This window comes from Oscillibacter sp. KLE 1745 (genome assembly GCF_000469445.2).
Classification (GTDB): Bacteria; Bacillota; Clostridia; order Oscillospirales; family Oscillospiraceae; genus Oscillibacter; species Oscillibacter welbionis.
This window is the reverse complement of the sequence record NZ_KI271748.1, coordinates 12,763-38,736: the sequence shown is the minus strand read 5'-3', so window position 1 is coordinate 38,736 and position 25,974 is coordinate 12,763. Positions and strand designations below refer to the sequence as shown.

Sequence of the window (25,974 nt, the reverse complement as noted above, 5' to 3'; positions counted from 1 at the left end):
GCGGAATATTCCGCCGGGGCGCCGCTCTGGTTTTTTCCAAGTCTGTGCCGGATACCCTCCATTCCCTGCGGGGTGGCGGCAAGGGACCAGCCTCCGCACACTGGCGGAGGCCAGTGTTGAAGCCGTTATGTTTCCTCGTACAGCTCAATGATGGCGTCATCCAGGGTGATGAACGCCAGCCGGACCGTATCGCTGAGGGTCTCCGGCCCGAAAATCACCTGCTGGGCCTCCTTCAGATAGGGGTCCATGTTATCCACCTTGTAGGCCACGTGGGGCTGTTTGGAAAGGATCTCCGGGAACCGGGTTCCCTCCTCAAATTTCAGGTATTCAATCTTGTAGTCGTAGGCATCCACGCTCTCATTGACCCAGAAGCCGCCCCACTCGTTGTAGACCATGTTGGGCTTTTTGTTCAGCACGGGGATCCCGATATGCATATACTCCGCTGCCATGGAAAACCTCCTGTCAGTTATCCTGGGCGGCCAACTCCTGATAGAACTGGAAGGCCTCCCGGTCAGTAAATTTCTCGTGCACGATCTTGGCCACCGCCCGGCACATGGCGGCGGGATGCTCACTCTGGAAGATGTTGCGGCCCATGTCCACGCCCCGGGCGCCGTCGGAGATGGCCCGGTAGGCCATGGTCAGGGCCTCGTCCTCCGGCAGCTTCTTGCCGCCGGCGATGACGATGGGCACGGGACAGGCGGCCACTACCTTCTCAAAGTCATCGCAGTAGTAGGTCTTGACGAAGGACGCCCCCAGCTCTGCCAGCATCCGGGTGGCCAGCAGGAAATACTGGGTGGTGCGGGCCATCTCCTTGCCCACGGCGGTGACGCCCAGAACAGGGATGCCGTACCGTTCCCCGGCGTCCACGGCGCGGCACAGGGTCTCCAGGGACCGGGCCTCGCCCGCCCCGCCGATGAAGCACTGGATGGCCACGGCGGAGGCATTCATGCGGATGGCGGCCTCCATATCGGCACCCACGCCGTTGCCGGTGCTCATGTCGTCGATGAGCACACTGGCGTCATGGGTGGCCCGGAGGCAGATGGCATTGTGGACCGTGGGGGGGATGCAGGAGCGGATGGCCCCCCGGGTGGCCATGAGCACGTCCGCGTACCGGCACAGAGGGGCGATGGTCACGTCCATGCGCTCCAGGCCCGCAGTGGCCCCCATGATATAGCCGTGGTCAAAGGCCAGCATCACCGTGTTGCCGCTCTTGGGATTGAACAGGTGGGAGAGCCGATTCTTGGCTCCCCAGTCCCCGTGGCCCAGGCCCTTGGCGAAGAAGCCCTGCTCCGGGGCAGGCACGTCCAGATGGTAGTCGTGGGCGGTCTTGTTTCCGATTGCGTCTGGCATAGCGCTTACTCCTTACTGAACGCCGGGGTGCGGCAGGGGGTGTTCCACAGACGGAGCATCTCCTCGTCCCACTTGGCGATGTTCATCTGAAAGCCTGCGGCCTCCTGGACGGTGAGGATCTCACCCACCATGCTGGCCACGACCTCGATGCCCTTGGCCTTCAGGAACTCCACAGTGTCCTTGAACAGCACCAGCATCTCCATCATAGTGGTGGCGCCGCAGCCGTTAATCATCACAAAGGTCTTGTCTCCGGGCTTCAGGTCCAGGGCCTTGCACAGGGCCTCGGCCACGGTGGCCACGGTATCCTTGGAGGACATCATGGGCACCCGGACGCCGCCGCCCTCGCCGTGTTGGCCGGCGCCGATCTCCATCAGGTCGGTCTCTCCCAGGTCGCCGAAGGACATGCCGTTCTGGGGATGGGTGGCATCGGTGGACTTGACGGTGATGGAGGCCATGTTGTCCGCGTAATGTTGAGCGATCTCCGCTACCTCCTCCAGAGTCTTGCCCTCCCGTGCGGCGGCCGCGGCAATGTGGTACAGCGCCACCGCGCCGGCCAGCCCCCGCTTGTTGTCCTCGCCGTTGGGGTCGTACCGGATCTCCTCGCCGGTGACCACCTGACGCACATTGAGGCCGGCCTTCCTGGCCAGCTTCATGGCCTGCTTGCCCGCCAGCTGGTCGCCGGCGTAGTTCAGGGTCAGCAGCAGCACGCCGTGGCCCTTGTCCGCCATCTTCATGGCATCAAACACCAGCTGGCCGTTGGGGGCGGCGAAAATATCACCCACCGCCTGGATGTCCAGCATACCCTTGCCCACAAAACCGGCCTGGGCGGGCTCATGGCCGGAGCCGCCGTAGGTGACGATGGTCACCCGGTCGGCATTGGCCAGATCCTTACTGATGACCAGGTGGCCGTCCACATTCAGAATGTCCGGATAAGCCAGACCCAGGCCCACCAGCTCTTCGTCGGTGACCGTCTCCGGCGCGTTCATGAACTTCTTCATTTTCATACAGCATTCCTCCAGTGATATTTAAGTGGTGCATTGCCAATCCCGCTCCTGCGGGTGGAACAACAGGTTATTCCCGGGCCAGCCCCTGGAAGAACCAGGACATGGACACGGCGCCCGCGTCCGGGGTGCCGATGGTCTTGGTCCCGTAACTCTTGGCCCGGCCGAATTTGGAGACATACTGCTTCGTAGCCTCCGCCCCCTGGGCGGCGGCCTGGGCCGCGGCATCGAACAGCTCGTCCGCGCTGTCTCCTGTATAGGCCGCGACGGCTTCGCTGGCGGGGATCAGGGCATCCATCATAGTCTTGTCCCCCACCTTGGCGCCGGACATATCTTCCAGCTCCTCCAGGGCCTTGGCGAAGATGGCCTTGAGGCCCGCCACGTCGATCTCCTCCCCCTCTGGGGCCTCCTCCTGCAAGCCGTCCAGCCAGGTGTTCCACAGGGGGACGGCGCTGCCGCCGTTCAGGGTCATAACGGCCATGGCCGCGTCATCCAGCATGGACTGGATCCCCCCCTCGGCGGCGTCCACTGCTTCGGAGATAGCCCCGGCAATCTTCGCCATGGTCAGGCCGTGATCCGCGTCCCCAAATTTGGAATCGATCTCCGTCAGCTCCGCCTCAGCGGCGGTCACAGCGGCGCAGGCGTTTTTCAGGCGCGCCGCAAATTCAGCTCTTGTCATGTGATATCGGCCCCCTCTTTTGACAAAATAAACAAATTTTGGAAGACATCTTTATTCTAACATAGTCATTTCGCTTTTTCAAGGCGCATCGCCCCTCTTTTCTCCCGGCCAGCAGGGACTCTCCGACGGCCTTTCCACCCCGCCCTTCATTGACGGACAGGATTCCCTATTTTGTGTGTTTTGTATATGGATTTCCCATGGCGATTCTTGTAAAATACAATTGTTGAAAAACGCAACGATAGGAGAATGGTATGCCGAATCGGATCGAGATGTTTCGCCGCCTGGAGCGACAGTATTTTCGGGACAGGCTTGGCACCCTGGGCCTGCAGCAGCTGGACGGCATGATCCTGCACCTGCTGGGGCGGGAGGGCCACATGCGGCAGGAGGACCTGGCCGTCCAGCTGGCGGTGGACAAGGGGGCTGTGGCCCGGAGCCTGGCCCGTCTGGAAAAGCGCGGCCTGGTGGAGCGGCAGGTGAGCGCCCGGTGCCGCCGGGAGAAGCATGTCTCTCTGACTCCCGCGGGGGAGGGCGCATATCAGGGCGTCCAGAGGATTCTGGAGGAGTGGGGGCATGTCAAATACCAGGGCTTCACCCCTGAGGAGCGCGCCCTGAACGAGGCGTTTCTGACCCGCATTGCGGAGAATGTGATCGAATTTTGTCGAGGAGAGGGAAGTGAACATGGTTAAGAATCTGACGGAGGGCAGACCGCTGAATCTGCTGTTTTTCTTTGCCCTGCCCATGGTGGCGGGCAATCTGTTCCAGCAGCTCTACAATATGGTGGACACCGCGGTGGTGGGAAAATTTGTGGGCGAAGACGCAGTGGCGGCCGTGGGCTCCTCCTTCCCCATCGTGTTTTTGTCGGTGGCCGTGGCCTCCGGACTGTCCATGGGCTGTACGGTGGTGGTGTCCCAGCTGTTCGGTGCCGGGCGCATCCATGAGATGAAGACCACCATCTCCACCGCCATCATCTCTCTGGGCGTCCTGGGGCTCCTCATCATGGGCCTGGGAACGCTGCTGGCCGGTCCCCTGCTGCAGCTGCTGGGCACGGACCCGGATATCATGGCCGACTCCCGGACGTATCTGCAGATCTATTTCGGCGGCGCGGTCTTCCTGTTCCTCTACAACACTCTCAACGGCATCTATAACGCCCAGGGGGACAGCAAGACGCCCCTGATCTTCCTGATGATCTCCAGCCTGACAAACATCGTGCTGGACCTGCTGTTCGTCATCCGCTTCGGCATGGGCGTGGCTGGCGTGGCGTGGGCCACGCTGATCGCCCAGGGCCTCTGCGCCGTGGCCTCCCTGCTGGTGTTGCTCCGCCGGATGCGGCGGATGCCCTGCGAGCCGGAAAAACAGGGCGTGAAGCTGCCCCTCTTCCACATAGTGGCGGTGAAGCGCATCGCCCAGATCGGCCTGCCCTCCATGCTCCAGCAGTCTCTGGTGTCCCTCTCCATGATGATGATGCAGGGTCTGGTCAACTCCTTCGGCAAAGTGCTGGTGGCCGGATACACTGCTGCCACGAAGATCGACTCCCTGGCCATGCTGCCCAACATGAACATCTCCAACGCCATGTCCAGCTTCACGGCCCAAAACATCGGTGCAGGCAAGTACGAGCGGGTCAAGGAGGGCCTGAAGGCCTGTCTGCTGATGGTGGCGGTATTCTCTCTGCTGATCACCGTCATCATCTTCCTCTTCGGAAACCAGCTGCTGTCCCTGTTCTTGGACCCGGGGGACGCCTCGGGCGCCATGGGTTACGGTCTGGCCTATATGCACACAGTCTCCCTCTTCTATATCCTGATGGGCCTGCTGTTCGTCCCCAACGGGATGCTGCGGGGCGCGGGTGACATGGCAGCCTTCACCTTCAGCTCCATGGCCAACCTGTTCTCCCGGGTGGGCATCGCCTACGCACTGGTGTATCTCACCCCGCTGGGGGCCAACGCCATCTGGTGGTCCATCCCCGCCGGCTGGCTGATCGGCGCGGCGGTCTCCCTGCTCCGGGTCAAGAGTGGAAAGTGGATGCGCAAGGCTGTGGCCGACCGCTGACCCCCGCAGGCGGTCTATTTCAGGAATCGCAGGTGCTGTGGATATGAACAGGAAACAGAATCTGGAGGTCTTTGCGAAGACACCCGTCCGAAAGGCCGTGCTGCTGCAGATAGTCCCGGCCGTAGCCAGTCAGATGGTCACGCTGGTCTACAATCTGGCGGACACCTACTTTGTGGGGATGTTGAACGCCCCCCATGAAACCGCGGCCGTCACTGTGGCCTATCCCTCCTTTCTGATGCTCACCGCCATTTCCAACCTCTTCGGCGTGGGCGGGGCCAGCGCCATCGCCCGGGCCCTGGGCCGTCAGGACGAGGAGGGCGCCCGGCGGATCGCCGCTGTCTCTCTGGCCGGCGGCCTGCTGTCCGCCCTGCTCTTCTCCGCGGCGTTCCGATTGCTGGCCGATCCCGTGCTGCACCTGTGCGGCGCCACCGAGGCTACCTATGCTACTGCCTACGGATACGCCAAATGGGTTGTCATACTGGGCGGCCCCTTCACCATTCTCAACACCCTCCTGGCGAATCTGGTCCGGGCGGAGGGCGGCGCCGGAGCCGCCGCCTTCGGGGTCTCCTTCGGCGGCGTCCTGAATATCCTGCTGGACCCGCTGTTCGTCCTGCCCCAGTTCCTGGGTCTGGGCGCGGTGGGCGCGGGCATGGCCACGGCCCTCTCCAACGGGGCGGCGGTGGCCTGTTTTGCCGTCTATCTGGTCCGCCGCCGGGGCGCCACCTATTTGAACCTGCTGCCGGCGAATCTGCGGTATGCCGCCCAGTACCTGCGCCCCATTCTGGCCATCGGCTTCCCCTCCGCCCTGCAGTATGCGCTGACAGTGGTGGCCACCGCTGCCCAGGCCGACTTTGTATCCCAATACCCCACAGAGGCGGTGGCGGCCCTGGGCATCGTAAAAAAACTGGACCAGCTGCCCCTGTATTTCTCCATCGGTGTCTCCAACGGACTTCTGCCGCTGCTGGCCTATAACCACGCTGCCGGGAATCACCGTCGGCGTGCGCAGGCCTTCCGGATAGGGAGCCTGATGTCCTTTGGCTTCGCCGTGCTGTGTCTGGTCTGCTATGAGGCGTTTGCCACCCCCCTGGTCTCCCTGTTCATTGCCGATGCTGCGACAGTCCGCTATGGGGCCGTGTTCCTGCGGTGCATGGTGACGGCAATGCCCATGATGGCCCTGTGCTATCCCATGATCATCCAGTTCCAGGCCATGGGCAGGGCCAGGGAGTCCCTGGTCTGCTCGATCCTGCGCAAGGGTGTACTGGACATTCCGCTGCTCTATCTCATGGACGCGCTCTTTCCCCTGTACGGCTGTATGTGGGTGCAGCCCATCGTGGACGCCATCTCGCTGGCCGCAGCCCTGTGGTTTTACCGGGCCATCCAAAGGGGGAGCGCGGCGGGCGGAACGGCCCCAGCCGGGGCCTGAAACCGGCGTGAGCAAAACGGAACTGTAAGGAGGAGAACGAATCCGTGGCAAGCAAGGAGCACGATTTTTCCGTCGGCAGCATTCCCCGCAACATCATTTCGCTGGCGCTGCCCATGACGGCTGCCCAGCTCATCAACGTGCTGTACAGCGTGGTGGACCGCATCTACCTGGGGCGGCTCCCCGGGCATCTGGCTCTGACGGGCCTGGGGCTGACGCTGCCCATCATCTCCATCGTGATGGGCTTTGCCAACCTGTGCGGCACGGGGGGCGCCCCCCTGTGCTCCATCTACCGGGGCAAGGGCGAGGAGGAAGAGGCCGAGCGGATCATGGGCAACGCCTTCACCCTTCTGCTGATTTTCGGCGCCGCTGTCACAGGGGTGTTCCTGCTGTTCCGGCATCCCCTGCTCTACCTGTTCGGCGCCAGTGACGCCACCTATCCCTATGCCGAGGCGTACATGACCATCTATCTGCTGGGGACCGTCTTTGTCATGATCGGCCTGGGGATGAATCCCTTCATCACGTCTCAGGGCTTCGGCCGCACCGGGATGATGACCGTGGGCCTGGGGGCGGTGGTCAACATCGTGCTGGATCCGGTCTTCATCTTCGCCCTGGACATGGGGGTGCGGGGCGCGGCGCTGGCCACCGTGATCGCCCAGGGCTGCTCCGCCGTGTGGGTACTGAAATTCCTCACCGGGCGGAAGGCCATCCTGCGGCTCCGCCTGCGGAATCTGGCGCTGGGCGCCGGGCGGGTGAAATCCATCGTGGCCCTGGGCCTGTCCGGCTTCTTCATGAATCTCACCAACAGTCTGGTGCAGGTGGTGTGCAACGCCACGCTCCAGGCATACGGCGGCGACCTGTACGTAGGCGTGATGACCATCATCAACTCCCTGCGGGAGGTGTTCTTCATGCCGGTGCAGGGGCTCACCAACGGCGCCCAGCCGGTCACCGGGTACAACTACGGCGCCGGCCGATACAGCCGCGTCCGGAGCTCCATCCGCTTCAGCGTGGCGGTGACGGTTGGTTACGCCGCTGTCTTCTGGGCCGCCGCCATGTTGTTCCCCGGGCTTTTGATCCGGGTCTTCAACAGTGAGCCGGAGGTGGTGGCTGCCGGCATCCCCGCCCTGCGCATTTACTTCTGCCTGTTTATCCCCATGTCCCTCCAAATGGCGGGGCAGGGTGTGTTCGTGAGCCTGGGGCGCTCCAAGCAGGCGGTTTTCTTCTCTCTGCTGCGCAAAGCCATCATCAATGCGCCGCTGACGGTCGTCCTGCCTATCTGGATGGGCACCACCGGCGTATTCACAGCCGAGGCCATCTCCCAGCTGGTAGGCGGCCTGGCCTGCAGCCTCACCATGTATTTCACCGTGTACCGTCCCCTGGGCCGCCTGCCGGACCGCCCGCCGGAGAACATCTGAGACCCGGTTGCCGCGCCGTTGTTCCCTCTCTTACTCCCACAGACTCGCAAGAAAAAGCGGAGGCGCTTTTGGAGGTTTTTCCAAAAGCGCCTCCTCTGCCTGTTCCGGCCCCCTGCGCGTCTTGACAAACAGTTCCGGCCCGGCTATAATCTTGCCCGCAAGTCCCGGCCGCCCCTCTGCGGGAGGTTGGAAGATCCCGAACCTGTTAGGAGCACCGCCACACCATGAGAGCATCCTCTGCATACAGCCTTTTTGATACAGAGAGCGTCTGGGCCATCCTGATGCGGATCGCGCCTCCGGTCATGCTGGCCCAGCTGATCCAGGCCATGTACAACATCGTGGACAGCTATTTTGTGGGCCAGTTCTCCAGTGACGGCCTCACCGCCCTCTCCATCGTCTACCCTGTTCAACTGATCGTCACCGCCATCGCTGTCGGCACCGGCGTGGGCGTCAATACCCTGATGTCCCGGTACGACGGCCAGGGGAACCACCACCTAGCCGACCGGACCGCCGGAACAGGGACGGTCCTGGCGCTGATCAGTTGGCTGATCTTCGCCGTATTGAGCGGCCTGCTGATGCGCCCCTTTGCCGCGATCTCCACGGAGTCCTCCTCCGTGGCGGACCTTGCCGTGACATACGGTACCATCGTCTGCGTGGGCAGTCCGGGTGTGTTTCTGGAGAGTACCTGGAGCAAGGTCCACCAAGCCCGCGGCAACATGCGCCTGCCCATGTTGGCCCAGATCGCCGGCGCCGCGGCCAATATCGTGCTGGACCCGATTCTGATCTTCGGCCTTGGCCCGGCACCGGCGCTGGGAGTGGCCGGTGCCGCCTTTGCTACGGTGTCAGGCCAGGTGCTGGCGGCGCTCATTGTTGTCTCCGGATTCCGGAAGCCGCCCCCCATCCGGGTGTTCCGCTCCTATGCGGCCAAGATCTACCGGTTGGGATTTCCCTCCATCTTCATGCAGCTTCTGTTCACGGTCTATATCATGGCCCTGAACATGATCCTGGCCGGCTTTTCCGATGACGCCGTGACGGTCCTGGGCCTGTATTACAAGGTGCAGTCCTTCTTCTTCATCCCCCTCTCCGGACTCCAGACCTGCATCGTCCCCCTGCTGAGCTATACATACGCCAAGGGTGCCTACGGCCGCTGCCGCCGGGTGGTGAAGAACTCCGTCCTGCTGGCCATGTCCTTCATGCTGGTGGGGATCGCCTGCTTCGAGCTGATCCCGGAACAGCTGCTGCGCATTTTCACCGCGGAGCCCGCGGTCCTGGAGATCGGCGTCCAAGCCTTCCACATCATCGGCATCAGCTTTCTGCCCGCCGTGCCCTCCCTGATCCTGCCGGTCTTTTTCCAGGCCATCGGGGCGGCGCTGCCCAGCGTCCTGCTCTCCCTGACCAGGCAGATCTTCTGCCTGATTCCCGTATTCTGGCTCTTCTCCAGGATCGATCTGGCCTACACGTGGCTGGCCTTTCCCATTGCGGAAGTCGTGACCGGAACGCTGGGCCTGTGCTTCTATCTCCACCGCATCCACATCTGGGACCGCTGCAAGGGCGCGGCCCTGAAACCCGAACGCAAAGGAGCGACTGCCATGAAACTCATCACCGCCATCGTCAACAGACGGGACACCAGCGAGGTCTGCGCCGCCCTGACAGACGCCGGCTTTTACTTCACCCGCATGGCCTCCACCGGTGGTTTTCTCACCGGCGGCAACTCCACGCTGCTGATCGGCACAGAGGAGGACCGGGTGCCCCAGGCCATCGCCATCATCCGCCAGAACTGCTCCCGCCGGACGGAGAAGATCTCCTCCAACGTGCAACTGGCCACACCCTCTGCGGCCTATCCCACGGAGGTGACCGTAGGCGGTGCCACGCTGTTCGTCTCCGATGTGACGCAGTTTGAAAAGATCTGAGCCGCCCGCCATATCCGGCGGCCGGGCACAAGCAGGACGAAGCGATCCCCCTCAGTGTGTGCACTGAGGGGGATCGCTTTTTGCATCAAGATCGATCAGGCAGGGGCGAACGCCGCGCCCGGAGACGCGGCCACAGTCCCATCCTCCCGTACGGCCACATATTCGATCATCTCGCCGCTGTCCCTGCGCAGCCGGTCCACCAGAACGCCGCCCTCCTCTTCCCCCAGGATGAAAAAGGCAGTGGAGAGCAGGTCTGTGTAAACAGGCCGCGAGGACAGGATGGAGACGCTCTTCAGTGTCAGCGGCATGGGGTATCCGGTCCGTGGGTCCAGCAGATGGTGGTACACGGTCCCATTCTTCTGGAAGCTGTGCTCATACCAGGAGGATGTGGCGATGCCCGCGTCCTGGAGCTGCACCGTCCCAAACACCGAGCCGGTGTTGTCCGGGTCCCGGATCGCCACCTTCCACGGCCGGGTCCCGCCCTGCGCGTCCTGGTGCGCACCGATCACAAACAGGTTCCCGCCGTAGTCCAGCACGGCCTGCCGGACGCCGCCCTGCCGCAGGCGGTCCACGGTCAGGCCCAGGGCGAAGCCTTTCCCGGCCGCGCCTGGATCCAAACCGATTCCAGAAAGATCAAACGTCACGGTCCGCGTATTCCGGTCCAGGCGGACGTGCTGATAGCCCACCCGGTCCAGCACCGCCCGGATGCGCTCCGCAGAGGGGATCCGGGGCGTCTGGGACAGAAAATCCCACAGCTTTACCACCGGCCCCACCGTGGGGTCGAATGCTCCGCCGGACAGGCGGCAGATCTCCAGGTTCTGCTCCAGGAAGGTGTACAGGGTCTCAGAGACCGGCACAGCCTCGCCGGGCCGGATGTCCCGGCAAAGCCTGGAAAGCTCTGAGCCGGGATCGAACATGCTGAGGGTGCGCTCCAGCCCGTGGGCCTCCTCCTCGCACTGCTCCAGCAGTTGCTCCCCGTCCTCCGGGATTTCCGCCGCGATGCGGCAGAGGGTGTCGTACGCCAAAAATGCGCGGGTATGCTCCATAACGGTTTTCCTTTCCGGTTCTTGTCTTTACTGGAAAACGCCGTCCTTGCGCATCTCCTCCAGGACAACCTTGGCCATCCGCAGGTAGTTGATGAACGCAGGATACATCGGCCGGTTCTTGGGATCCATATCCAGATGCGCATGGTCTGGGTTGGGATTGTCCCAGATCATGCCCATATCCCGTCCGGCGGCGTGGGGCAGGCCGGTCAGATCCAGCATGTTCTGGGTGGCGCAGACCTTCAGATTCAGGTTGTCCATCTGGGTGCGGAAGCCCACCAGGAAGGCGTGGCGGTCCCAGCCGGAGGGGAACGGATCCTCATAGGTGGGGCAGTCGTATTTGGACTGGCGGTAGTACTTTTTCAGCTCGGGGTGGACGATGTCCTCCTCGTTGTCTGCGAAGATCTCGTCAAAGCGGCAGGAGCGGATCCTGCCGTTCTCCACCACCACCTTCAGCCAGCCGGTGAGGCCGTAGCCATAGTCCTCGGAATAGCTGTACAGCTTCTTGGAGGAGGGCTCGTCCAGCTCCTTGTCCAGCTTGGCCGCGAAGGTCAGCAGCTTCTTCACGCTGCCGGAGGCGCTGGCCACCAGATCGAAGTCTCCGCTCAGGCTCTGTTTCTCCAGCATCTGCTGCTCCACGTACTGCATACCCATGGTCAGCACGGAGCCGGCCTTCTGCATCCGGGGCTTCGTGTACTGCCAGAAGCTGTAGCTGGAGCGGCGCTTGGAGATGCCCTGGTACAGGTGGTTGTAATAGGAGGGAGCCGTGATCTCATTGAGCTCCACAAAGATCAGCTTGCCGTCGGCCTTCACCGCCTCCACAATGCCCAGGTGACCCGGATCGGCGGGAAACTCCCCCTCTACGCCGGGATAGTAGGGCGGGAACCGTTCCTCGATCCGATAGTAGTCGCCCTTCAACATCCCCTTGGGGGGCTGGACGGACCAGACCGGCTTCTTTCCTGCGTTATCCATGTTCGTTCCTCCTTACTTCACGGCGCCGTCCTTGACCATCTCGTCGTGGACGATCTTGGCCAGGCGCAGATAGTTGTTCCACACGGGAGAGCGGGGCCGGGTGACGGAGCGGGCGGTGGCGTCGCTGTTGGAGACGAGAGCCACATCGTCCTTGTGTGGCTTGTCCCACACCACGCCCATGTCCGGGCCCTCCACGCAGGGCAGTCCGGTGATATCGAACATATCCTGTGTTTCGCAGACCTTCTTGTTGATGGCATCGGACTGGTCCTTGAAGCACACCAGCCAGGCGTGGCGGTCCCAGCCGGAGGGGAACGGGTCCTCATAGGTAGTGGAGAAATACTTGGACTGACGGTAGAACTGCTTCAGGTCGTCGTAGACGATGTCCTTGGTGTGATCGGCGAAGATCTCATCGTAGAAGCACCTGACGATCTTGCCGTCCTCCACCACCACCTGGAGCCAGCCGGTGATGCCGTAGCCGTAATCCTCGGTGTAGCCGTAGTACCGCTGCTTCTTGTGGTTGGAGTCCTTCCGCTGAGCGGACACGTCGTCCTTCAGGCCGATCATGTTCTTCATGGAGAAGGAGGCACCGGTCAGTAGGTCATAGTCAGCGTCCAGGTCCTGCTTTTCCAGGATCTGGTCCTCCACATATTTGAAGCCGTTGGCCAGCACCCGCCCATAGGCCACGCTGCGGCGCTTGTCATGGAAGTCCTGGAAGAACTGGAACTCCGTGCGGCGCTTGCTGACATTCTGGAAGTGGCGGACATAGTAGTTGCCCATGGTAGTCTCGTTGAACTCGGCGAAGGCGATCTTGCCGTCGTCGTCAAACACCACGTCCAGCTCGCCCTTGTGGCCGGGGTCGCCCCAGCGGCCGCTGTACCGCAGCTCGGCGTGATAGTAATCGCCCTTGACCAGGCCCTTGTACTGGGGCTGCGCCGTCCAGTCGATCAGCTCGCTCTCGTTGTCCTCATGCCAGGGGCCCAGCCCCAGCCATCTCGTCTTGTCAATCATGTCAAATTCCTCCTTATGATTCTGTCCGTCACTTGGACGGGGTTTGCTCTTCCAGGGCGCCGGCCCGGCAGCAGGCGCAGAAGTGGCCGCTGCCGAAGTCCCGCAGCGCCAGGTCCCGGCCGGTGCAGCCCTCCCGGGCGTACAGGCAGCGTTTGGCAAAGCGGCAGCCCGGCTCCGGGTCAATGGGGCTTTGAAGTTCGCCGATGAGCTTCACCCGCTGCATTTTCTGCCGGCTGCTGGGGATGGGAATGGCAGACAGCAGAGCCTGGGAATAGGGATGCAGTGGCTGGCGGAACAGCTCCGCGGAATCCGCTGTCTCCACCAACTGGCCCAGGTACATCACCGCGATCTTATCGGAGAAGAACTTCACCACCGACAAGTCATGGGTGATAAAGAGATAGGTCAGGTGGAACTCCGCCTGCAGATCCTTCAGCAGGTTCAGGACCTGGGCCTGGATGGACACGTCCAGCGAGGACACCGGCTCGTCGCAGACGATGAACTGGGGCTGCAGGGACAGCGCCCGGGCGATGCCCACCCGCTGGCGGCGGCCGCCGTCCAGCTCGTGGGGATAGGCGTTGAACAACCGGGCGGAGAGGCCCACCACGTCCATCAGCCGGGAGACCTCCTTATCCAGCTCCGCACGGCTTTGAGCCTTTGCGTGAATCCGCAGCGGTTCCCCGATGATCTCCCCAATGGACATCCGGGGGTTCAGGGAGGAGAACGGGTCCTGGAAGATGATCTGCAGATCCTTGCGCAGGTCGTGAAGCTGCTTCTTATTCATCCTGCAGATGTCCTGTCCGTTGAACAGGATCTCGCCGCTGGTGGACTGATGCAGGCCCAAGATCAGCCGTCCGATGGTGGACTTGCCGCAGCCGGACTCCCCCACCAGGCCCAGCGTCTCGCCTCTCCGAATGGAAAAGTTGACGCCGTCCACCGCATGAAGGGTGCCGGTGGGGCTTTTGAAATACTTCTTCAGGTCCCGGACTTCCAGGATGATGTCCTTATCTGCCATGTCGCACCTCCTCCATCAGTTCGGGGGATTCGAAAACGCCCTGGTGGGCCAGGCAGCGTACCATCTGGGTGCCGCCGACGCCGGTCATCTCCGGCTTGCGGGTACGGCAGGCCCCCGTTGCGTAGGGGCACCGGGGTGCAAAGGCGCAGCCCTCCGGCAGCTCCGTGGGGTCCGGCATCTGGCCCTGGATGGGCTTGAGCTTCTCCGCCGTCTCATCCAGAGACGGGATGGAGCCGAAGAGGCCGATGGTGTAGGGATGATGGGGGTGGTCAAACACCTCCGCGATGGTGCCACTCTCTACGATCTCACCGGCATACATGATAGCCACCCGGTCGCAGACCTGGGCCACGACGCCCAGGTCGTGGGTAATCAGCAGCAGGGAGGTACGGAGCTTTTCCTTCAGCTCGTTCATCAGTTCCAGCACCTGGGCCTGGATGGTCACGTCCAGGGCGGTGGTGGGCTCGTCCGCCAGAATCAGCTCCGGCGAGCAGGCGATGCTCATGGCGATGACCACCCGCTGCTTCATGCCGCCGGAGAACTGGTGGGGATACTCGTCATAGCGGGCCCGGGGGATGCCCACCATCTCCAGCATATCGCCGGCCTTTCTCCGGCCCTCCTCCTTGCTGCACTTTTCATGCTGGTGGATGACCTCCGCGATCTGATCGCCCACGGAGTAGACCGGGTTCAGGCTGGTCATAGGGTCCTGGAAAATCACCGAGATCTTGCTGCCGCGGATCTCCCGCAGGCGGGCGGGCTTGGCCTGGAGCATATCCTCGCCCTCGAACCAGATCTCGCCGCCCATGATCTTTCCCGGCGGGTCCGCGATGAGCCGCAGGACCGACAGGGCCGTGGTGGTCTTGCCGGCGCCGGTCTCGCCCACCAGACCCAGGCTCTCGCCCTTTCCGATGGTCAGGTCCAGGCCGTTGACGGCGTAGACCACGTCCTCGTCGGTGTGGTACTCCACCCGCAGGCCGCGGATATCCAGCAGGGCCTCCGGGGCCTGCGCGGAAGGAATGGGCTCCGTCTCTGGCAAAGCGGTCTTGTGCTGCTTGTTCTCTTCCATGTGGCGTCCTCCCTCCTCAGTTCTTCAGCTTGGGGTCCAGGGCATCCCGCAGGCCGTCTCCCAGCAGGTTCAGGGAGAGGATGGTCAACATGATGGCAAAGCCCGGGAACGCGCACACCCACCAGGCCGCCCGGAAATACTGCCGGCCGGTGCTGACCATAGACCCCCACTCCGGCGTGGGCGGGCTGATGCCCAGGCCGATGAAGCTGAGGCTGGCGATAGCCAGGATGGACCCGGCGATAGACAGCGTGGCCTGAACAATGATGGGGGCCATGCAGTTGGGCAGGATGTGCTTGAGGATGATGCGCTTGTCGCTGGCGCCGATGGCGCGGGCCGCCTCGATGTACTCCTCGTTTTTGATGGTCAGAACGGCGGAGCGGACGATCCGGGCAAAGGGCGGGATGTTGGAGATGCTGATGGCCAGCATCATATTCGTGACGCTGGTGCCCATGGCGGACACCAGGGCGATGGACAGCAGGATGCTGGGGATCGCCAGGAAGATGTCCATGACACGCATGATGACATCGTCTACCCGGCGGCTACCGTAACCAGCGATGGCCCCCAGCAGGCCGCCCACCACTGTGGCAATGGCGATGGTGGCAAAGGCCACCGGCAGGGAGATCCGGGCGCCGTGGACGATCCGGGCCAGGATGTCGCGGCCCACCTCGTCGGTGCCCAGCCAGTGCTCGACGGAGGGGGGCTGGAGCTTCAGGGATGCGTTCTGCTGAATCACCAGCGTCTCGTAGTCAAAAAACACATCGGCAAAGACGGCGAAGAAGATGATGACGGCCAGAATGATGAGTCCCAGAACGGCCATCTTGTTTTTCTTCAGGCGGCGCCATACTGCGGCGGCCTGGGACTTTTTCTTGTTCTTGTTTTTCACTTTCCCAGTCATCCGCATCACCTCTTTGCCGTTTTGTACTGGGCCCGGATTCTGGGGTCCAGGAATGCGTACAGGATATCAATGCACAGATTGATGATGGTGAACATCGTGGCCAGCACCAATACGCAGGCCACCACCACGGGCGTGTCCTTCAGGCCGATGCAGTCCACCAGCAGCCGGCCGATGCCGGGCCAGGAGAACACCGTCTCCACCAGCACTGCGCCGCCCAGAGAGAAGCCGAATTGCAGTCCCACTGTGGTGACAATGGGTATCATGGCGTTGCGCAGAGCGTGGCGGATGGTGATGACGCTCTCTTTCAGGCCCTTTGCCCGTGCGGTGCGGATGTAGTCCTGCCGGATCGTCTCCAGCATGGAGGAGCGGGTCATGCGGGTGATCATCGCCAGGGAGTTGGCGCTGAGGGTGACGGCCGGCAGCACCAGAGCGCCCCAGGTCTCAAAGTTGGAGGATGGGAACCACCCCAGCCCCGCTGCGAAGATCACGATCAGCATCAGCCCCAGCCAGAAGTTCGGCATGGAGACGCCGAACAGAGCGCCCACCATGGAGATGTTGTCCACCGCCGAATACTGATGGGTGGCGGAGATCACGCCCAGGGGAATTCCGATCAGAATGGCAAAAAGCATGGCGCAGGCCGACAGCAGGATGGTATTGGGCAGCCGGGCGGCGATCTCCGCCGCCACCGGGTTGCCGGTGCTGTATGAGGTACCGAAGTCACCGTGGACCGCGTTGATGATAAACCGGCCGTACTGGACCAGGAAGGGATCATCCAGGCCCAGCTCCTCCTGCATGGCGGCGTAGGATTCCTCGGAGTAGTTGTCGCCCAGCATCATCTGCACCGGGTCGCCGGGGGTGAAGCTCAGGATCGTATAGACGATGAAGCTGACACCCAGCAGCACCGGAATCAGCATAAGCAGCCGTTTGAGAATAAAACGGTACATCTGTCACTCTCCTTTTTCCATAACGCAAATTCGCGCAAGCGGACGGCGGCTTTTGCCGCCGCCCGCTCACTGGAATGCCTGAATGCGCTTATTCAAAATAGGTGCCGTTGATGTAGTGGGACTTGCCCGGATACAGGCCGAATCCCTTCACATTGGACTGCATACCGGCGTTCAGGTGCTCCACCGCCATGGGGACCAGGGGCGCGGCCTCCGCCACTTTGCCCTGGATCTCCGCATACAGCTCCATGGCGTGCTCGGTGTCGGTGGTGGTGCTGGCCTCATCGATCAAGGCGTCCACCTCAGGCGTGGTCCAGAAGCAGCGGTTGCCGGAGGGCCCCAGAGCCTCCGTGTGGTACATGGACCGCAGCATGGAGTCGGGGTCAATGGAGGTCTTGGACATGATGAACATATCATGGGCGCCGTTGCCGGTCTCAGACTGGAACTGTCCGCTCTCCAGGGTCTTGACCTCGGCGTTGATCCCCACCTGGCGCAGCTGCTCCTGAATGACCACGGCGGAGTCCCGCATCACCTGGGTATCGGAACACCAGAGAGTGGTGGAGAAGCCGTCAGGATAGCCGGCCTCGGCCAGCAGCTCCTTGGCCTTCTCCACGTTGCAGGAGTAGTCGGAGCAGTCTGAGACGTAGCCGTCCACACTGGGGGGCAGCATGGTGTAGTTGGCGGGTGTGGCCTCGCCGCTGAATACCAGGTCGATGTAGCCCTGGGGGTCCAGCGCGTAGGCGACGGCCTGCCGGACCTTCTCGTTGTCAAAGGGCGCCTTCTGCACGTTCATGCCCACATACCACACGGTGGTGCTGGGGGAGGTGAGGGTGGTGACGGACTCATTGCCCGCCAGGCTCTCCAGGTCGGTGATGCCCAGGTCATAGGCCAGGTCCACCTCGCCGGTCTCCAGGCCAATGGTGCGGTTCAGCGCCTCGGGAATCGTGCGGAAGATGACGCGCTTGACGGCCGGAGCGCCGCCCCAGTAGTCCTCAAAGGCCTCCAGGACCACGTCGCCGCCCAGCTCCCAGGAGACGAACTTGAAGGGGCCGGTGCCCACGGGGTTCTTGTTGAACTCCTCCGCGCTGGTGTCCGCGCTCTTGCAGATGATGGAGGCCGCGTCCAGGCTCAGGCGGTACAGCAGCGCGTTGAAGGGCGCGGAGGTCTTGATGGTGACGGTGTAGTCGTCGTCACAGGTGATGCTCTCGATGATGAGGTAGTTGTAATTCACGCCGGGGTTTGCGATGCAGCGCTCCAGGCTGTACTTGACATCCTCGGAGGTCATCTCCTCCCCGTTGTGGAACTTGACGCCCTGGCGCAGATGGAACACGGTGGTGGTATCGTCGATAACCTCCCAGCTCTCCGCCAGGCCCGGCACTAGGTTCATGTCGTTGTCCATCATCACCAGACGGTCAAACATCTGGGTGGTGACACGATAGGTCCCGATGGAGGCCTGCACCATGGGGTCCATGTAGGTGGGGGACTCTGGGATAGCAACGATCAGGGTATCCTTGGCGCCATCGTCGGAACCGTCCGTGGTCGTCGAGCTGGAACCGGTGGGGCCACAGCCGGCCAGCATCCCGCAGAGCAGGAACATTGCGGTGAACAGTGCGAAAACTCTCTTCTTCATCGTACTCCTCCTGACGTGGTGGTGATATATTTCTGAAACCGCCCCCGGCGGTCACATTCCTGATTGTGTGCTCAGCGCAGGCCGTCGGCCGCCAGAGCATCCTCCATCCGCCTCGCCAGCTCCAGATAGTTGTCCCATTCCTTCGCTCGCTTGGGCTCCTCCGTGAAGGGGAGCCCGGTCAGGTCGGTGAGGCTCTGGGTCTCCAGCACCCGGGCGCTGAGCAGGTCGAAGATGCTGTTGAACCCGGCCCCGATGGTGGAGATGTAGTCCGGGCAGTGATATTTGGACTGCCGGTAATAGGGCTTGAGCTCCGGGTCCTCAATCTCCTCCTGCCGGTCGGCAAAGATCTCGTCGTAGGCGCAGGAGATGATCTTTCCCGCCTCCAGCACGATCTGCAAGCGCCCGGTGACGCCGGGCTCCACCGCCTGGGACAGGCCGTAATACACCTGGCCGGAGGGCTTGTCCAGCCGCCCCGCGATCTCCTCTGCCAGTGGGAGCATAGACCGCTTGATGCTGTTGGAGGCGCCGGTGAGCAGGTCAAACTCGCCTGTGAGGCGGTTCTCCGCCACCATCTGCTCTTCCAGATGGGTCAGGCCGTTTACCAGCACCACGCCGGACTTGGCGGTCCGCTCCTTGGTGGCCTGCAGAAAGCCGTAGTCGGACAGCCGCTTGGAAACGCCCTGGTACCGTCTGATGTAATAGGTGGGGTTGTTAATCTCGTTGAACTCCACCATCTGCAGGGTTCCGTCCCGCCGGACCACTTCCAGAATGCCGTGATACCCCTTGTCCCCCGGGAAATGCGGGGCAAACCAATTCTCAGCCCGGTAATAGTCTCCCTTTACCAGCCCCATAGGTGGCTGCACCGTCCAGAACAGCCGGTCCAGCACGTCAACGGACTTTTCGCGCTTCTTCTCTGCCATGCCTCTCTTCCTTTCCCTCATTTTGATCCGCATTCCACCGCCGGGTGCGGATCTTGTATTCTTTGAAAATTGGCGCTATAATGATTGATAAAATCTGAACGCCCCTCTGACCGGGCGCCTTTGTTTTGCCTGTTACGATTATAACATGCTCCCCTGGCTGTCGGATTATAGGGGATTTTGTTAAGCCTTCGCTATTTGGGATTAGGTCCCTCCGCCGTTTTGAGAAAGAGAGCGCGACATGAACACAGAACACCTCGTCTATATCCTGGAGGCGTACAAGTGCGGCTCCGTCAACAAAGCCGCCCGAAACTGCTATATCTCCCAGTCCCATCTCAGCACCATCATCAAGAACGTGGAACAGGAGATCGGCTATCCCCTGTTTCACAGGACGGCCAACGGCATCACCGCTACGCCCGAGGGACTGATTTTCATGAGCCACGCTGAGAAGATCGTCACCGAGCGCAATAATATCCAGAAGATCCCGCAATCCATGTCCGAGAGCGACAGCCTCTCCATCATTTGCGCCCGCTCCGCCTTTGTGCTCCAGTGTTTCTTTGATTACAAAAACTGCTTCCCCAACCTGAACAGGACCCACGACAAATTTCTGGAGGCCGGCCTCCGGGAAAATCTGAAAAACGTCGTGGCCCAGAACTGCAGGCTGGGCATCTTGGTGCTGTTCGAGCAGGTCATCCCCAAGTACATGGATCTGGCGGACCAGTACAATCTGGAGATGACGGTCCTCCAGCGCTCTATTCCCGTCACCGCGCTGATGTCCAAGTCCCATCCACTGACCAACTCTTCCCGTGTCTCGCTCAAGGATCTCACAGGGTATCCCTTCATCGCCGACGCGCACATCGATCCGGACGATACGCTGGACGTGCTGGGACTCCAGAGCCACACAGACCTGCTGTACATCTGCGACCGCGGCACGATCTTCGACGCGGTCCGCAAAGGCAATTACATCGCCATCGGCATCAGCATTCCGGAGGAGGATGCCCGGCGGATGAACTGCGTCTGCTGTCCCATCGCGGACGGCGCTCCCATGGCCGTGGCCCTGCTGCATTCCCGGACATTTACGCTCCGCCCCAGAGAGAAGCACTTCATTCGCTATCTGACTGACCGCCTGCACAAGCGCTATTCCGGATAAACGGCGTGCCGCCTCCCACAGGGCAGTTTGTCCGCATCGGCGTGTGTCCCTGTTGGTGCGATGGCTCCAAACATTGCCGACAGCGTGTGCAGGAACGCCTTTTGCACGCATCTTGCCGCAAAGATTTTAAACCCCTAGGAACTGCTGCGCAGCGGTCCCTGGGGGTTTTAAATAGCGGCTGACTTCATTCTCGTTATATCCAATGCCGTGGGCTCAATTGGGTAATTTCCCGTATGTTTTTTCAATCAGAGTCCTGCAAGGGGAATAAAAGGCGTCTGCCAGGAGGCAGCCGCCGCAATCTGCCGTCGCGGACCGCTGTTCTGCCTGTTTCAAGGGCTTCTGCGGCTGCTGGCACCGCTGCTGTGAGCGGTCCTCCGCAGACTCACGGCTTCTTTGTGCGCGGGAGCAGAGCGCCTCCCTGCCGATCAAGGGCCCGGGAGCCGTGCCCGCGGCAGACAGCCGCTCCCGGCCTCAGCCTCTCCGGCTCGTTTTCAAAAAATTCATGAACCGTTCACGAGGCAAACATAGATGAGGCCATCCGGGAGTAGTATACTTCCAAAAGTATAGACGAGATCGTCTGTAAAATCCTCAGGCAGTAGCCGCCGCGGGTTGCAAACCTGACGGCGTGTGTCCGGTCCCATACCGGCGCGGAATTGGTCGGACGTCAAAATGGCCTGTCCGTCCGGACGTTTTCCCGCTGCCCGCCCGGGTGTCTCCCTGGTTCCGGGTTTTGGCAGGGCCGGGGGTTTTGGATCAGGCAGAAGGAGGATATGCAGCATGACGCAGAAAGAGCGCCAGGAACGCAGCAGAAAAGAGATTTATCAGGCCGCCCTGGAGGAGTTCGGGACCTACGGCTACGACAAGGTCAACATGGAGCGGATCTGTGGGAACCACGGGATCTCCAAGGGCATGATGTACCACTACTACTCCAATAAGGACGAGTTGTTTTTACTGTGCGTCGAACGCACTTTCCAGGAGCTCAGGGCCCATGTGGAACGGGATATGGCCCATCTGTCAGGGGAGGATACGGCAGCCGCAGTCAAAGATTTCTTCATGATCCGGGAGTGCTTTTTCCAGCTTCATCCCCAGCAAAAGCTCGTTTTTGAAAGCGCCATGCTCCGTCCGCCCAAACATCTGGCCGCGCAAATTCAGGCCCTGCGCGCACCGATGCGGCGCTTGAATCAGGAATTTATCGAGGGGCTCATAGACAAAATGCCGCTGCGGCCGGATTTGAAGCCTGAAATGGTGACCCGCTATTTGGAAACCATCGAGTCTCTTTTCCAGAATATGATTGTGAGTTATCAGGGCGGACATCCCGCGCAGGATTTCCATGCCATGCTGGAAACCGCAGGCGAACTGCTGAATATGGTCCTATTTGGGATTCTTCGCCACGCAGATCCGGCATGATCTCCGGTTCGGTGGATAACGTGATCTCTGCCGCGGCACTCCCCTACCTCTTTGGAATGCGGCTGCTGTACCCGGGCTTCAGCAAACTTGTCAGCTCCTTTAATCTGAAGCGGCCGGAGGGACCAGGCCGGGGCCGGTGCACCGCCTTGGTTCTTCTATTGGCAGCGGGCGGATTTTTCCCGGTCTGCGCCCCTCTCCGGGCCGTCCGCACCTCAGCATCCTCAGCGGGAGCCTGCTGATCTTTCAGGATGCGGCCTCGATCCTGCGCGCCTGCTTCTCCGGCCGGTTCTGGCGGCAAAACAGCAATTGATGATACCACAAGGAGGATTTATATGCTGAAATTACTTCGTAACCTACGGCGGCAGGAGTGGGCCATGGCCGCCGTGTGCGCAGTGCTCATCCTGGGGCAGATTTATTTCGATCTGGCGCTGCCCGACTACATGAGCAGCCTGACCGTTCTGATTAAAACGCCGGGGAGCACCCTGTCGGACATCCTGCATACCGGCCTGGAAATGCTGGGCTGCACCCTGGCCAGCGCGGTGCTGTGCGTCATCTGCGGCTATCTGACCGCCAAGGTGGCTGCCGGGTTCAGCTTTTCCATCCGGGAAGCGGTGTTTCATAAGATCGCAGACTTCGGCCAGCAGGAGATGATGACCTTCTCCGTCCCCAGCCTCATCAACCGCACCACCAACGACATCACCCAGGTGCAGATGCTGACGGCCATGGGCCTGCAGATCCTAATCAAGTCCCCCGTCATGGCAGTGTGGGCCATCATCAAAATCGTGGGCAAGAGTTGGACCCTCTCCGCTATCACCGCCGGATTTGTGGCCGCCCTGCTGGTGATGATGGCGGTCATCATCGGCGTGGTGGTGCCCCGGTTCCGCCGGGTGCAAAAGCTCACCGACCATATCAACCTGGTGGCCCGGGAGAACTTGAACGGTATCAATGTTGTCCACGCCTACAACGCTGAGGACTACCAGAACGCCAAGTTCTGGAAGGGCAACGAGGAACTGATGCGCACGCAGTTGTTCAACCAGCGGGCCTTTGCCTTCCTGATGCCCGGCGTCACCCTGGCCATGAACGCATTGTCTCTGGTGATCTACTGGGTGGGTGCCTCCATCGTGAACGCCGTCCCTGCCGCGGACACCGCCGCACGGCTGGCCGCCTTCAGCGACATCGTGGTGTTCGGCACCTACGCCACCTACGTCATCATGTCTATTATGATGATGGTCATGATTATCATGATGCTCCCGGCGGCCCAGGTGTCCGCCCAGCGGATCAATGAGGTGTTGGAGACCCTGAACAGCCTGACTCAGGGCGCCCGCATCGATGCCCTGGAAACCGGTACTGTGGAGTTCCGGGACGTCTCCTTCCACTATCCCTCCTCGGACAAGAATGTCCTGGAGCACATCACCTTCCAGGCCAAGCGGGGGGAGACCGTGGCCTTTATCGGCGCCACCGGCAGCGGCAAGACCACTCTGGTCAGCCTGGCCGCCCGGTTCTATGATGCCACGGAGGGCACTGTGCTGGTGGACGGGGTGGACGTTCGGGACTACACCTTCGACACCCTGTATGACCGCATCGGCTATGTAACTCAGAAGGCCATCCTGTTCTCCGGAGACGTCCGCGGCAACGTGCTGTTCGGCGCCAGCCGGGGCAAGGATTCCGATGCGGACGTTCAAAAGGCTCTGGAGCTGGCCCAGGCCAGCGAGTTTGTGGACAGGATGCCCGGAGGCATCCATGCCCCCATCGCCGAGGGAGGCACCAACGTATCCGGCGGCCAGAAGCAGCGGCTCTCCATCGCCCGGGCCCTGGCGAGGCGCCCGGAGATCCTGGTGTTCGACGACTCCTTCTCCGCCCTGGACTACCGGACGGATACCAGGCTCCGTGCCGGCCTGGACCGGGAGCTAAAGGATACCACTCGACTGATCGTGGCTCAACGGATCGGCACCATCCGGAACGCGGACAAGATCATCGTTCTGGACGAGGGGAGGATGGTGGGGATGGGTACCCACGAGGAACTGATGCAGACCTGCCCGATCTACCAGGAGATCGCCCGGTCCCAGCTCTCCCAGGAAGAGCTGGGGGCTTAAGGAGGAAACCAAGATGCCAAAGATGATGCAGAACAGAATGTGCGCGCCGGGAAAGAGCAGGCGCGGCATCGGCGGTGTGCTCAGAGAACTGTTCACCTATTCCAACAAATTGAAAGCGCCCTCTGTTGCGGCCTTTTGCTTCGCCGTGGCCGGCGCAGTGCTGACCATCATCGGCCCCAGCCTGCTCAGTCGGATCACGGACCTCATCTCCGACGCCCTGGACGGGGAGATCGATCTGGCCGCCATCGGCCGCACCGGCGTAATCCTGCTGGTGATCTACGGCTTCAGTGCCGTCTTTACCTATGTGGAGCACTTCATCATGGCTACGGTCACCCTGGAGCTGTCCCGGGATATGCGGCAGGACCTGTCCCGAAAAATCAACCGGGTGCCCATGAGCTACTTCAGCAAGGTGTCTTATGGTGACATCCTCAGCCGCATCACTAACGACGTAAGTACTCTGCAGCAGGCCCTGGCCAACAGCCTGCCCTCCATGATCAGCGCAGTGGCCCAATTCCTCGGCTGTCTGGTGATGATGTTTGTCACTGAGTGGCGTATGGCGCTGGCAGCCATTGCCGTCACGGCACTGGGCTTCCTCATCATGGCTGCGGTGATGCTCCGGTCCCAGAAGTACTTCACCGCCCGGCAGGAGAACCTGAGCACCCTGAACGGCTATATTGAGGAGATGTACTCCGGCCACGACGTGGTGCGCCTCTCCCGGGCCAACGAGCAGGTAAAAGAGACCTTCGGCGGGATGAATGCCGTTCTGTACGACGCAGAGTGGCGCAGCCAGTTCCTCTCCGGCATCATGCAGCCCCTGATGACTATCATCGGCAACCTGGGCTATGTGGCGGTCTGCGTCCTGGGTTCCGCCCTGGCCATGAGCGGAGAGATCTCCTTCGGCGTCATTGTTGCGTTCATCCTCTATGTGCGGCTGTTCACCTCTCCCCTGAGCACCCTGGCCCAAGGCATGACCCAGATGCAGACGGCGGCAGCCGCCGGCGACCACGTCTTCGACTTTCTCCACGAGAAAGAGCTGCCCGATGAGACCGGCAAGCGCCCCGAACTCTCTCCTGTGCAGGGCGAAGTCGAATTTGAACACGTCCGATTCAGCTATCCGAATCATCCGGATAAGATCATCATCAAGGACTTCTCTGCCCATATTCAGCCGGGGCAGAAGGTGGCTATTGTGGGTCCCACCGGAGCGGGCAAGACCACGATGGTCAATCTGCTGATGCGCTTCTTTGAGATCAACAGCGGAAACATCAAAATCGACGGCGTGCCCACCTCTGAAATGACCCGGGAGGGCGTCCACGACCTGTTCAGCATGGTACTCCAGGACACCTGGCTGTTTGAGGGTACTGTCCGGGAAAATCTGGTCTACAACAAGACCTGGGTCACGGACCAGCAGCTGGATGAGGCCTGCCGGGCCTGCGGCATCTATCACTTCATCGAAACCCTGCCCCACGGCTTTGATACCGTGCTGGATGACAGCATTGCCATTTCCTCCGGGCAGAAGCAGCTGCTCACCATCGCCCGGGCCATGATTCAGAGCAATCCCATGCTGATTCTGGACGAGGCCACCTCCTCGGTGGATACCCGCACAGAGCTCATCACCCAGCAGGCCATGGACCGGCTGACGGAGCACCGCACCAGCTTTGTCATCGCCCACCGGCTGTCCACCATCAAAAACGCCGACCTGATTCTGGTGCTGAAGGACGGCGATATCATCGAGCAAGGCACGCACAAGGAACTCCTGGCCAAAGGCGGCTTCTACGCCGACCTGTACAACAGCCAGTTTGAAAAGGCCTCGTGATCCCAGGAAGAGGGGGGCGGCTGTGATTTGGACAGTATGGAAAATCAGACTCCGCCGTGCTGAAGCGAAAAGAACAGCTCCCGCTTTTCAAGCCATTCGTTTGAAAAGCGGGAGCTGTTTCCCTTTCCGGAGAGCCTGGTTTGCTTTGGAGGCAGGGCTCCTTCCACCCGGGCCCGCCAATGATCGGCATTGCGGCAGGAGCCCCCGTCCAT

General features: G+C 61.6%; 22 protein-coding genes. 9 read left to right on the top strand and 13 right to left on the bottom strand.

Annotated elements, in window-relative coordinates:
• Positions 1-125 precede the first annotated feature (125 nt).
• The 4 genes from HMPREF1546_RS13290 to HMPREF1546_RS13275 all read right to left on the bottom strand — a co-directional run bounded on the left by HMPREF1546_RS13290 (position 126) and on the right by HMPREF1546_RS13275 (position 3,030).
• Entirely contained in the window at positions 126-449 is a 324-nt protein-coding gene (locus tag HMPREF1546_RS13290; protein ID WP_021751485.1) for a hypothetical protein, read from the bottom strand.
• 13 nt (positions 450-462) lie between these two features.
• Entirely contained in the window at positions 463-1,350 is an 888-nt protein-coding gene (gene lsrF / locus HMPREF1546_RS13285) for a 3-hydroxy-5-phosphonooxypentane-2,4-dione thiolase (protein WP_021751486.1), read from the bottom strand.
• A 5-nt stretch (positions 1,351-1,355) separates the two neighbouring features.
• On the bottom strand, positions 1,356-2,354 hold the full coding sequence (locus tag HMPREF1546_RS13280; RefSeq protein WP_021751487.1) for a dihydroxyacetone kinase subunit DhaK: 999 nt from the start codon (positions 2,352-2,354) through the stop codon (positions 1,356-1,358).
• A gap of 67 nt (positions 2,355-2,421) precedes the next feature.
• Entirely contained in the window at positions 2,422-3,030 is a 609-nt protein-coding gene (locus HMPREF1546_RS13275; protein ID WP_021751488.1) for a DAK2 domain-containing protein, read from the bottom strand.
• 251 nt (positions 3,031-3,281) lie between these two features.
• On the opposite strand from HMPREF1546_RS13275, the gene HMPREF1546_RS13270 reads away from it, so the two are divergent.
• The 5 genes from HMPREF1546_RS13270 (at position 3,282) to HMPREF1546_RS13250 (ending at position 9,818) form a co-directional block, all read left to right on the top strand.
• On the top strand, positions 3,282-3,716 hold the full coding sequence (locus tag HMPREF1546_RS13270) for a MarR family winged helix-turn-helix transcriptional regulator (protein ID WP_021751489.1): 435 nt from the start codon (positions 3,282-3,284) through the stop codon (positions 3,714-3,716).
• Positions 3,709-5,073 (top strand): MATE family efflux transporter, encoded by a 1,365-nt coding sequence (locus tag HMPREF1546_RS13265; protein ID WP_021751490.1) that lies wholly within the window; start codon positions 3,709-3,711, stop codon positions 5,071-5,073. The genes HMPREF1546_RS13270 and HMPREF1546_RS13265 overlap by 8 nt, the downstream gene beginning before the upstream one ends.
• Before the next feature lie 43 nt (positions 5,074-5,116).
• Positions 5,117-6,496: an MATE family efflux transporter gene (locus HMPREF1546_RS13260; protein ID WP_021751491.1), complete on the top strand. Its 1,380-nt coding sequence runs from the start codon at positions 5,117-5,119 to the stop codon at positions 6,494-6,496.
• Positions 6,497-6,540: 44 nt separating this feature from the next.
• Positions 6,541-7,908, top strand: coding sequence for an MATE family efflux transporter (locus HMPREF1546_RS13255; protein WP_021751492.1), 1,368 nt, complete (start codon positions 6,541-6,543; stop codon positions 7,906-7,908).
• Between the two features lie 224 nt (positions 7,909-8,132).
• The gene (locus HMPREF1546_RS13250; protein ID WP_083491022.1) at positions 8,133-9,818 is read left to right on the top strand and encodes a cyclic-di-AMP receptor; all 1,686 of its coding nucleotides are present in this window, start codon (positions 8,133-8,135) and stop codon (positions 9,816-9,818) included.
• A gap of 95 nt (positions 9,819-9,913) precedes the next feature.
• Here HMPREF1546_RS13250 and HMPREF1546_RS13245 read toward each other — a convergent pair whose 3' ends face one another.
• The 9 genes from HMPREF1546_RS13245 to HMPREF1546_RS13205 all read right to left on the bottom strand — a co-directional run bounded on the left by HMPREF1546_RS13245 (position 9,914) and on the right by HMPREF1546_RS13205 (position 19,302).
• A complete protein-coding gene (locus tag HMPREF1546_RS13245) occupies positions 9,914-10,864 on the bottom strand; it encodes an FAD:protein FMN transferase (RefSeq protein ID WP_021751495.1) in 951 nt (316 codons plus the stop codon).
• 27 nt (positions 10,865-10,891) lie between these two features.
• A complete protein-coding gene (locus HMPREF1546_RS13240) occupies positions 10,892-11,833 on the bottom strand; it encodes a hypothetical protein (protein ID WP_021751496.1) in 942 nt (313 codons plus the stop codon).
• A 12-nt stretch (positions 11,834-11,845) separates the two neighbouring features.
• A complete protein-coding gene (locus tag HMPREF1546_RS13235) occupies positions 11,846-12,841 on the bottom strand; it encodes a hypothetical protein (RefSeq protein WP_021751497.1) in 996 nt (331 codons plus the stop codon).
• Between the two features lie 28 nt (positions 12,842-12,869).
• Positions 12,870-13,853 carry an ABC transporter ATP-binding protein gene (locus HMPREF1546_RS13230; RefSeq protein ID WP_021751498.1) on the bottom strand — a complete coding sequence of 328 codons (984 nt, stop codon included), beginning with the start codon at positions 13,851-13,853 and terminating at the stop codon, positions 12,870-12,872.
• Positions 13,843-14,916 (bottom strand): ABC transporter ATP-binding protein, encoded by a 1,074-nt coding sequence (locus HMPREF1546_RS13225; RefSeq protein WP_021751499.1) that lies wholly within the window; start codon positions 14,914-14,916, stop codon positions 13,843-13,845. The genes HMPREF1546_RS13230 and HMPREF1546_RS13225 overlap by 11 nt, the downstream gene beginning before the upstream one ends.
• 16 nt (positions 14,917-14,932) lie before the next feature.
• Positions 14,933-15,811, bottom strand: coding sequence for an ABC transporter permease (locus tag HMPREF1546_RS13220; RefSeq protein WP_036631401.1), 879 nt, complete (start codon positions 15,809-15,811; stop codon positions 14,933-14,935).
• 5 nt (positions 15,812-15,816) lie between these two features.
• Positions 15,817-16,755, bottom strand: coding sequence for a nickel ABC transporter permease (nikB, locus tag HMPREF1546_RS13215; RefSeq protein ID WP_021751501.1), 939 nt, complete (start codon positions 16,753-16,755; stop codon positions 15,817-15,819).
• Positions 16,756-16,843: 88 nt separating this feature from the next.
• Positions 16,844-18,382, bottom strand: coding sequence for an ABC transporter substrate-binding protein (locus tag HMPREF1546_RS13210; RefSeq protein WP_021751502.1), 1,539 nt, complete (start codon positions 18,380-18,382; stop codon positions 16,844-16,846).
• Positions 18,383-18,453: 71 nt separating this feature from the next.
• A complete protein-coding gene (locus HMPREF1546_RS13205) occupies positions 18,454-19,302 on the bottom strand; it encodes a hypothetical protein (protein WP_051320032.1) in 849 nt (282 codons plus the stop codon).
• 238 nt (positions 19,303-19,540) lie between these two features.
• Here HMPREF1546_RS13205 and HMPREF1546_RS13200 point away from each other — a divergent pair, with 238 nt between their 5' ends.
• The 4 genes from HMPREF1546_RS13200 to HMPREF1546_RS13185 all read left to right on the top strand — a co-directional run bounded on the left by HMPREF1546_RS13200 (position 19,541) and on the right by HMPREF1546_RS13185 (position 25,762).
• Positions 19,541-20,449 (top strand): LysR family transcriptional regulator, encoded by a 909-nt coding sequence (locus tag HMPREF1546_RS13200; RefSeq protein WP_021751505.1) that lies wholly within the window; start codon positions 19,541-19,543, stop codon positions 20,447-20,449.
• A gap of 777 nt (positions 20,450-21,226) precedes the next feature.
• Positions 21,227-21,856, top strand: a complete 630-nt coding sequence (locus tag HMPREF1546_RS13195) for a TetR/AcrR family transcriptional regulator (RefSeq protein ID WP_021751507.1) — start codon at positions 21,227-21,229, stop codon at positions 21,854-21,856.
• Positions 21,857-22,188: 332 nt separating this feature from the next.
• On the top strand, positions 22,189-23,949 hold the full coding sequence (locus HMPREF1546_RS13190) for an ABC transporter ATP-binding protein (protein ID WP_021751509.1): 1,761 nt from the start codon (positions 22,189-22,191) through the stop codon (positions 23,947-23,949).
• Positions 23,950-23,962: 13 nt separating this feature from the next.
• On the top strand, positions 23,963-25,762 hold the full coding sequence (locus tag HMPREF1546_RS13185) for an ABC transporter ATP-binding protein (protein ID WP_021751510.1): 1,800 nt from the start codon (positions 23,963-23,965) through the stop codon (positions 25,760-25,762).
• The last annotated feature ends 212 nt before the right edge of the window (positions 25,763-25,974 follow it).

Excerpts from the sequence above, each read along its gene's own strand:
- HMPREF1546_RS13290 (WP_021751485.1), bottom strand. The coding sequence starts at position 449 with ATGGCAGCGGAGTATATGCATATCGGGATCCCCGTGCTGAACAAAAAG.
- lsrF (WP_021751486.1), bottom strand. The coding sequence starts at position 1,350 with ATGCCAGACGCAATCGGAAACAAGACCGCCCACGACTACCATCTGGAC.
- HMPREF1546_RS13280 (WP_021751487.1), bottom strand. The coding sequence starts at position 2,354 with ATGAAAATGAAGAAGTTCATGAACGCGCCGGAGACGGTCACCGACGAA.
- HMPREF1546_RS13275 (WP_021751488.1), bottom strand. The coding sequence starts at position 3,030 with ATGACAAGAGCTGAATTTGCGGCGCGCCTGAAAAACGCCTGCGCCGCT.
- HMPREF1546_RS13270 (WP_021751489.1), top strand. The coding sequence starts at position 3,282 with ATGCCGAATCGGATCGAGATGTTTCGCCGCCTGGAGCGACAGTATTTT.
- HMPREF1546_RS13265 (WP_021751490.1), top strand. The coding sequence starts at position 3,709 with ATGGTTAAGAATCTGACGGAGGGCAGACCGCTGAATCTGCTGTTTTTC.
- HMPREF1546_RS13260 (WP_021751491.1), top strand. The coding sequence starts at position 5,117 with ATGAACAGGAAACAGAATCTGGAGGTCTTTGCGAAGACACCCGTCCGA.
- HMPREF1546_RS13250 (WP_083491022.1), top strand. The coding sequence starts at position 8,133 with ATGAGAGCATCCTCTGCATACAGCCTTTTTGATACAGAGAGCGTCTGG.
- HMPREF1546_RS13245 (WP_021751495.1), bottom strand. The coding sequence starts at position 10,864 with ATGGAGCATACCCGCGCATTTTTGGCGTACGACACCCTCTGCCGCATC.
- HMPREF1546_RS13240 (WP_021751496.1), bottom strand. The coding sequence starts at position 11,833 with ATGGATAACGCAGGAAAGAAGCCGGTCTGGTCCGTCCAGCCCCCCAAG.
- HMPREF1546_RS13235 (WP_021751497.1), bottom strand. The coding sequence starts at position 12,841 with ATGATTGACAAGACGAGATGGCTGGGGCTGGGCCCCTGGCATGAGGAC.
- HMPREF1546_RS13230 (WP_021751498.1), bottom strand. The coding sequence starts at position 13,853 with ATGGCAGATAAGGACATCATCCTGGAAGTCCGGGACCTGAAGAAGTAT.
- HMPREF1546_RS13225 (WP_021751499.1), bottom strand. The coding sequence starts at position 14,916 with ATGGAAGAGAACAAGCAGCACAAGACCGCTTTGCCAGAGACGGAGCCC.
- HMPREF1546_RS13220 (WP_036631401.1), bottom strand. The coding sequence starts at position 15,811 with ATGACTGGGAAAGTGAAAAACAAGAACAAGAAAAAGTCCCAGGCCGCC.
- nikB (WP_021751501.1), bottom strand. The coding sequence starts at position 16,755 with ATGTACCGTTTTATTCTCAAACGGCTGCTTATGCTGATTCCGGTGCTG.
- HMPREF1546_RS13210 (WP_021751502.1), bottom strand. The coding sequence starts at position 18,382 with ATGAAGAAGAGAGTTTTCGCACTGTTCACCGCAATGTTCCTGCTCTGC.
- HMPREF1546_RS13205 (WP_051320032.1), bottom strand. The coding sequence starts at position 19,302 with ATGGCAGAGAAGAAGCGCGAAAAGTCCGTTGACGTGCTGGACCGGCTG.
- HMPREF1546_RS13200 (WP_021751505.1), top strand. The coding sequence starts at position 19,541 with ATGAACACAGAACACCTCGTCTATATCCTGGAGGCGTACAAGTGCGGC.
- HMPREF1546_RS13195 (WP_021751507.1), top strand. The coding sequence starts at position 21,227 with ATGACGCAGAAAGAGCGCCAGGAACGCAGCAGAAAAGAGATTTATCAG.
- HMPREF1546_RS13190 (WP_021751509.1), top strand. The coding sequence starts at position 22,189 with ATGCTGAAATTACTTCGTAACCTACGGCGGCAGGAGTGGGCCATGGCC.
- HMPREF1546_RS13185 (WP_021751510.1), top strand. The coding sequence starts at position 23,963 with ATGCCAAAGATGATGCAGAACAGAATGTGCGCGCCGGGAAAGAGCAGG.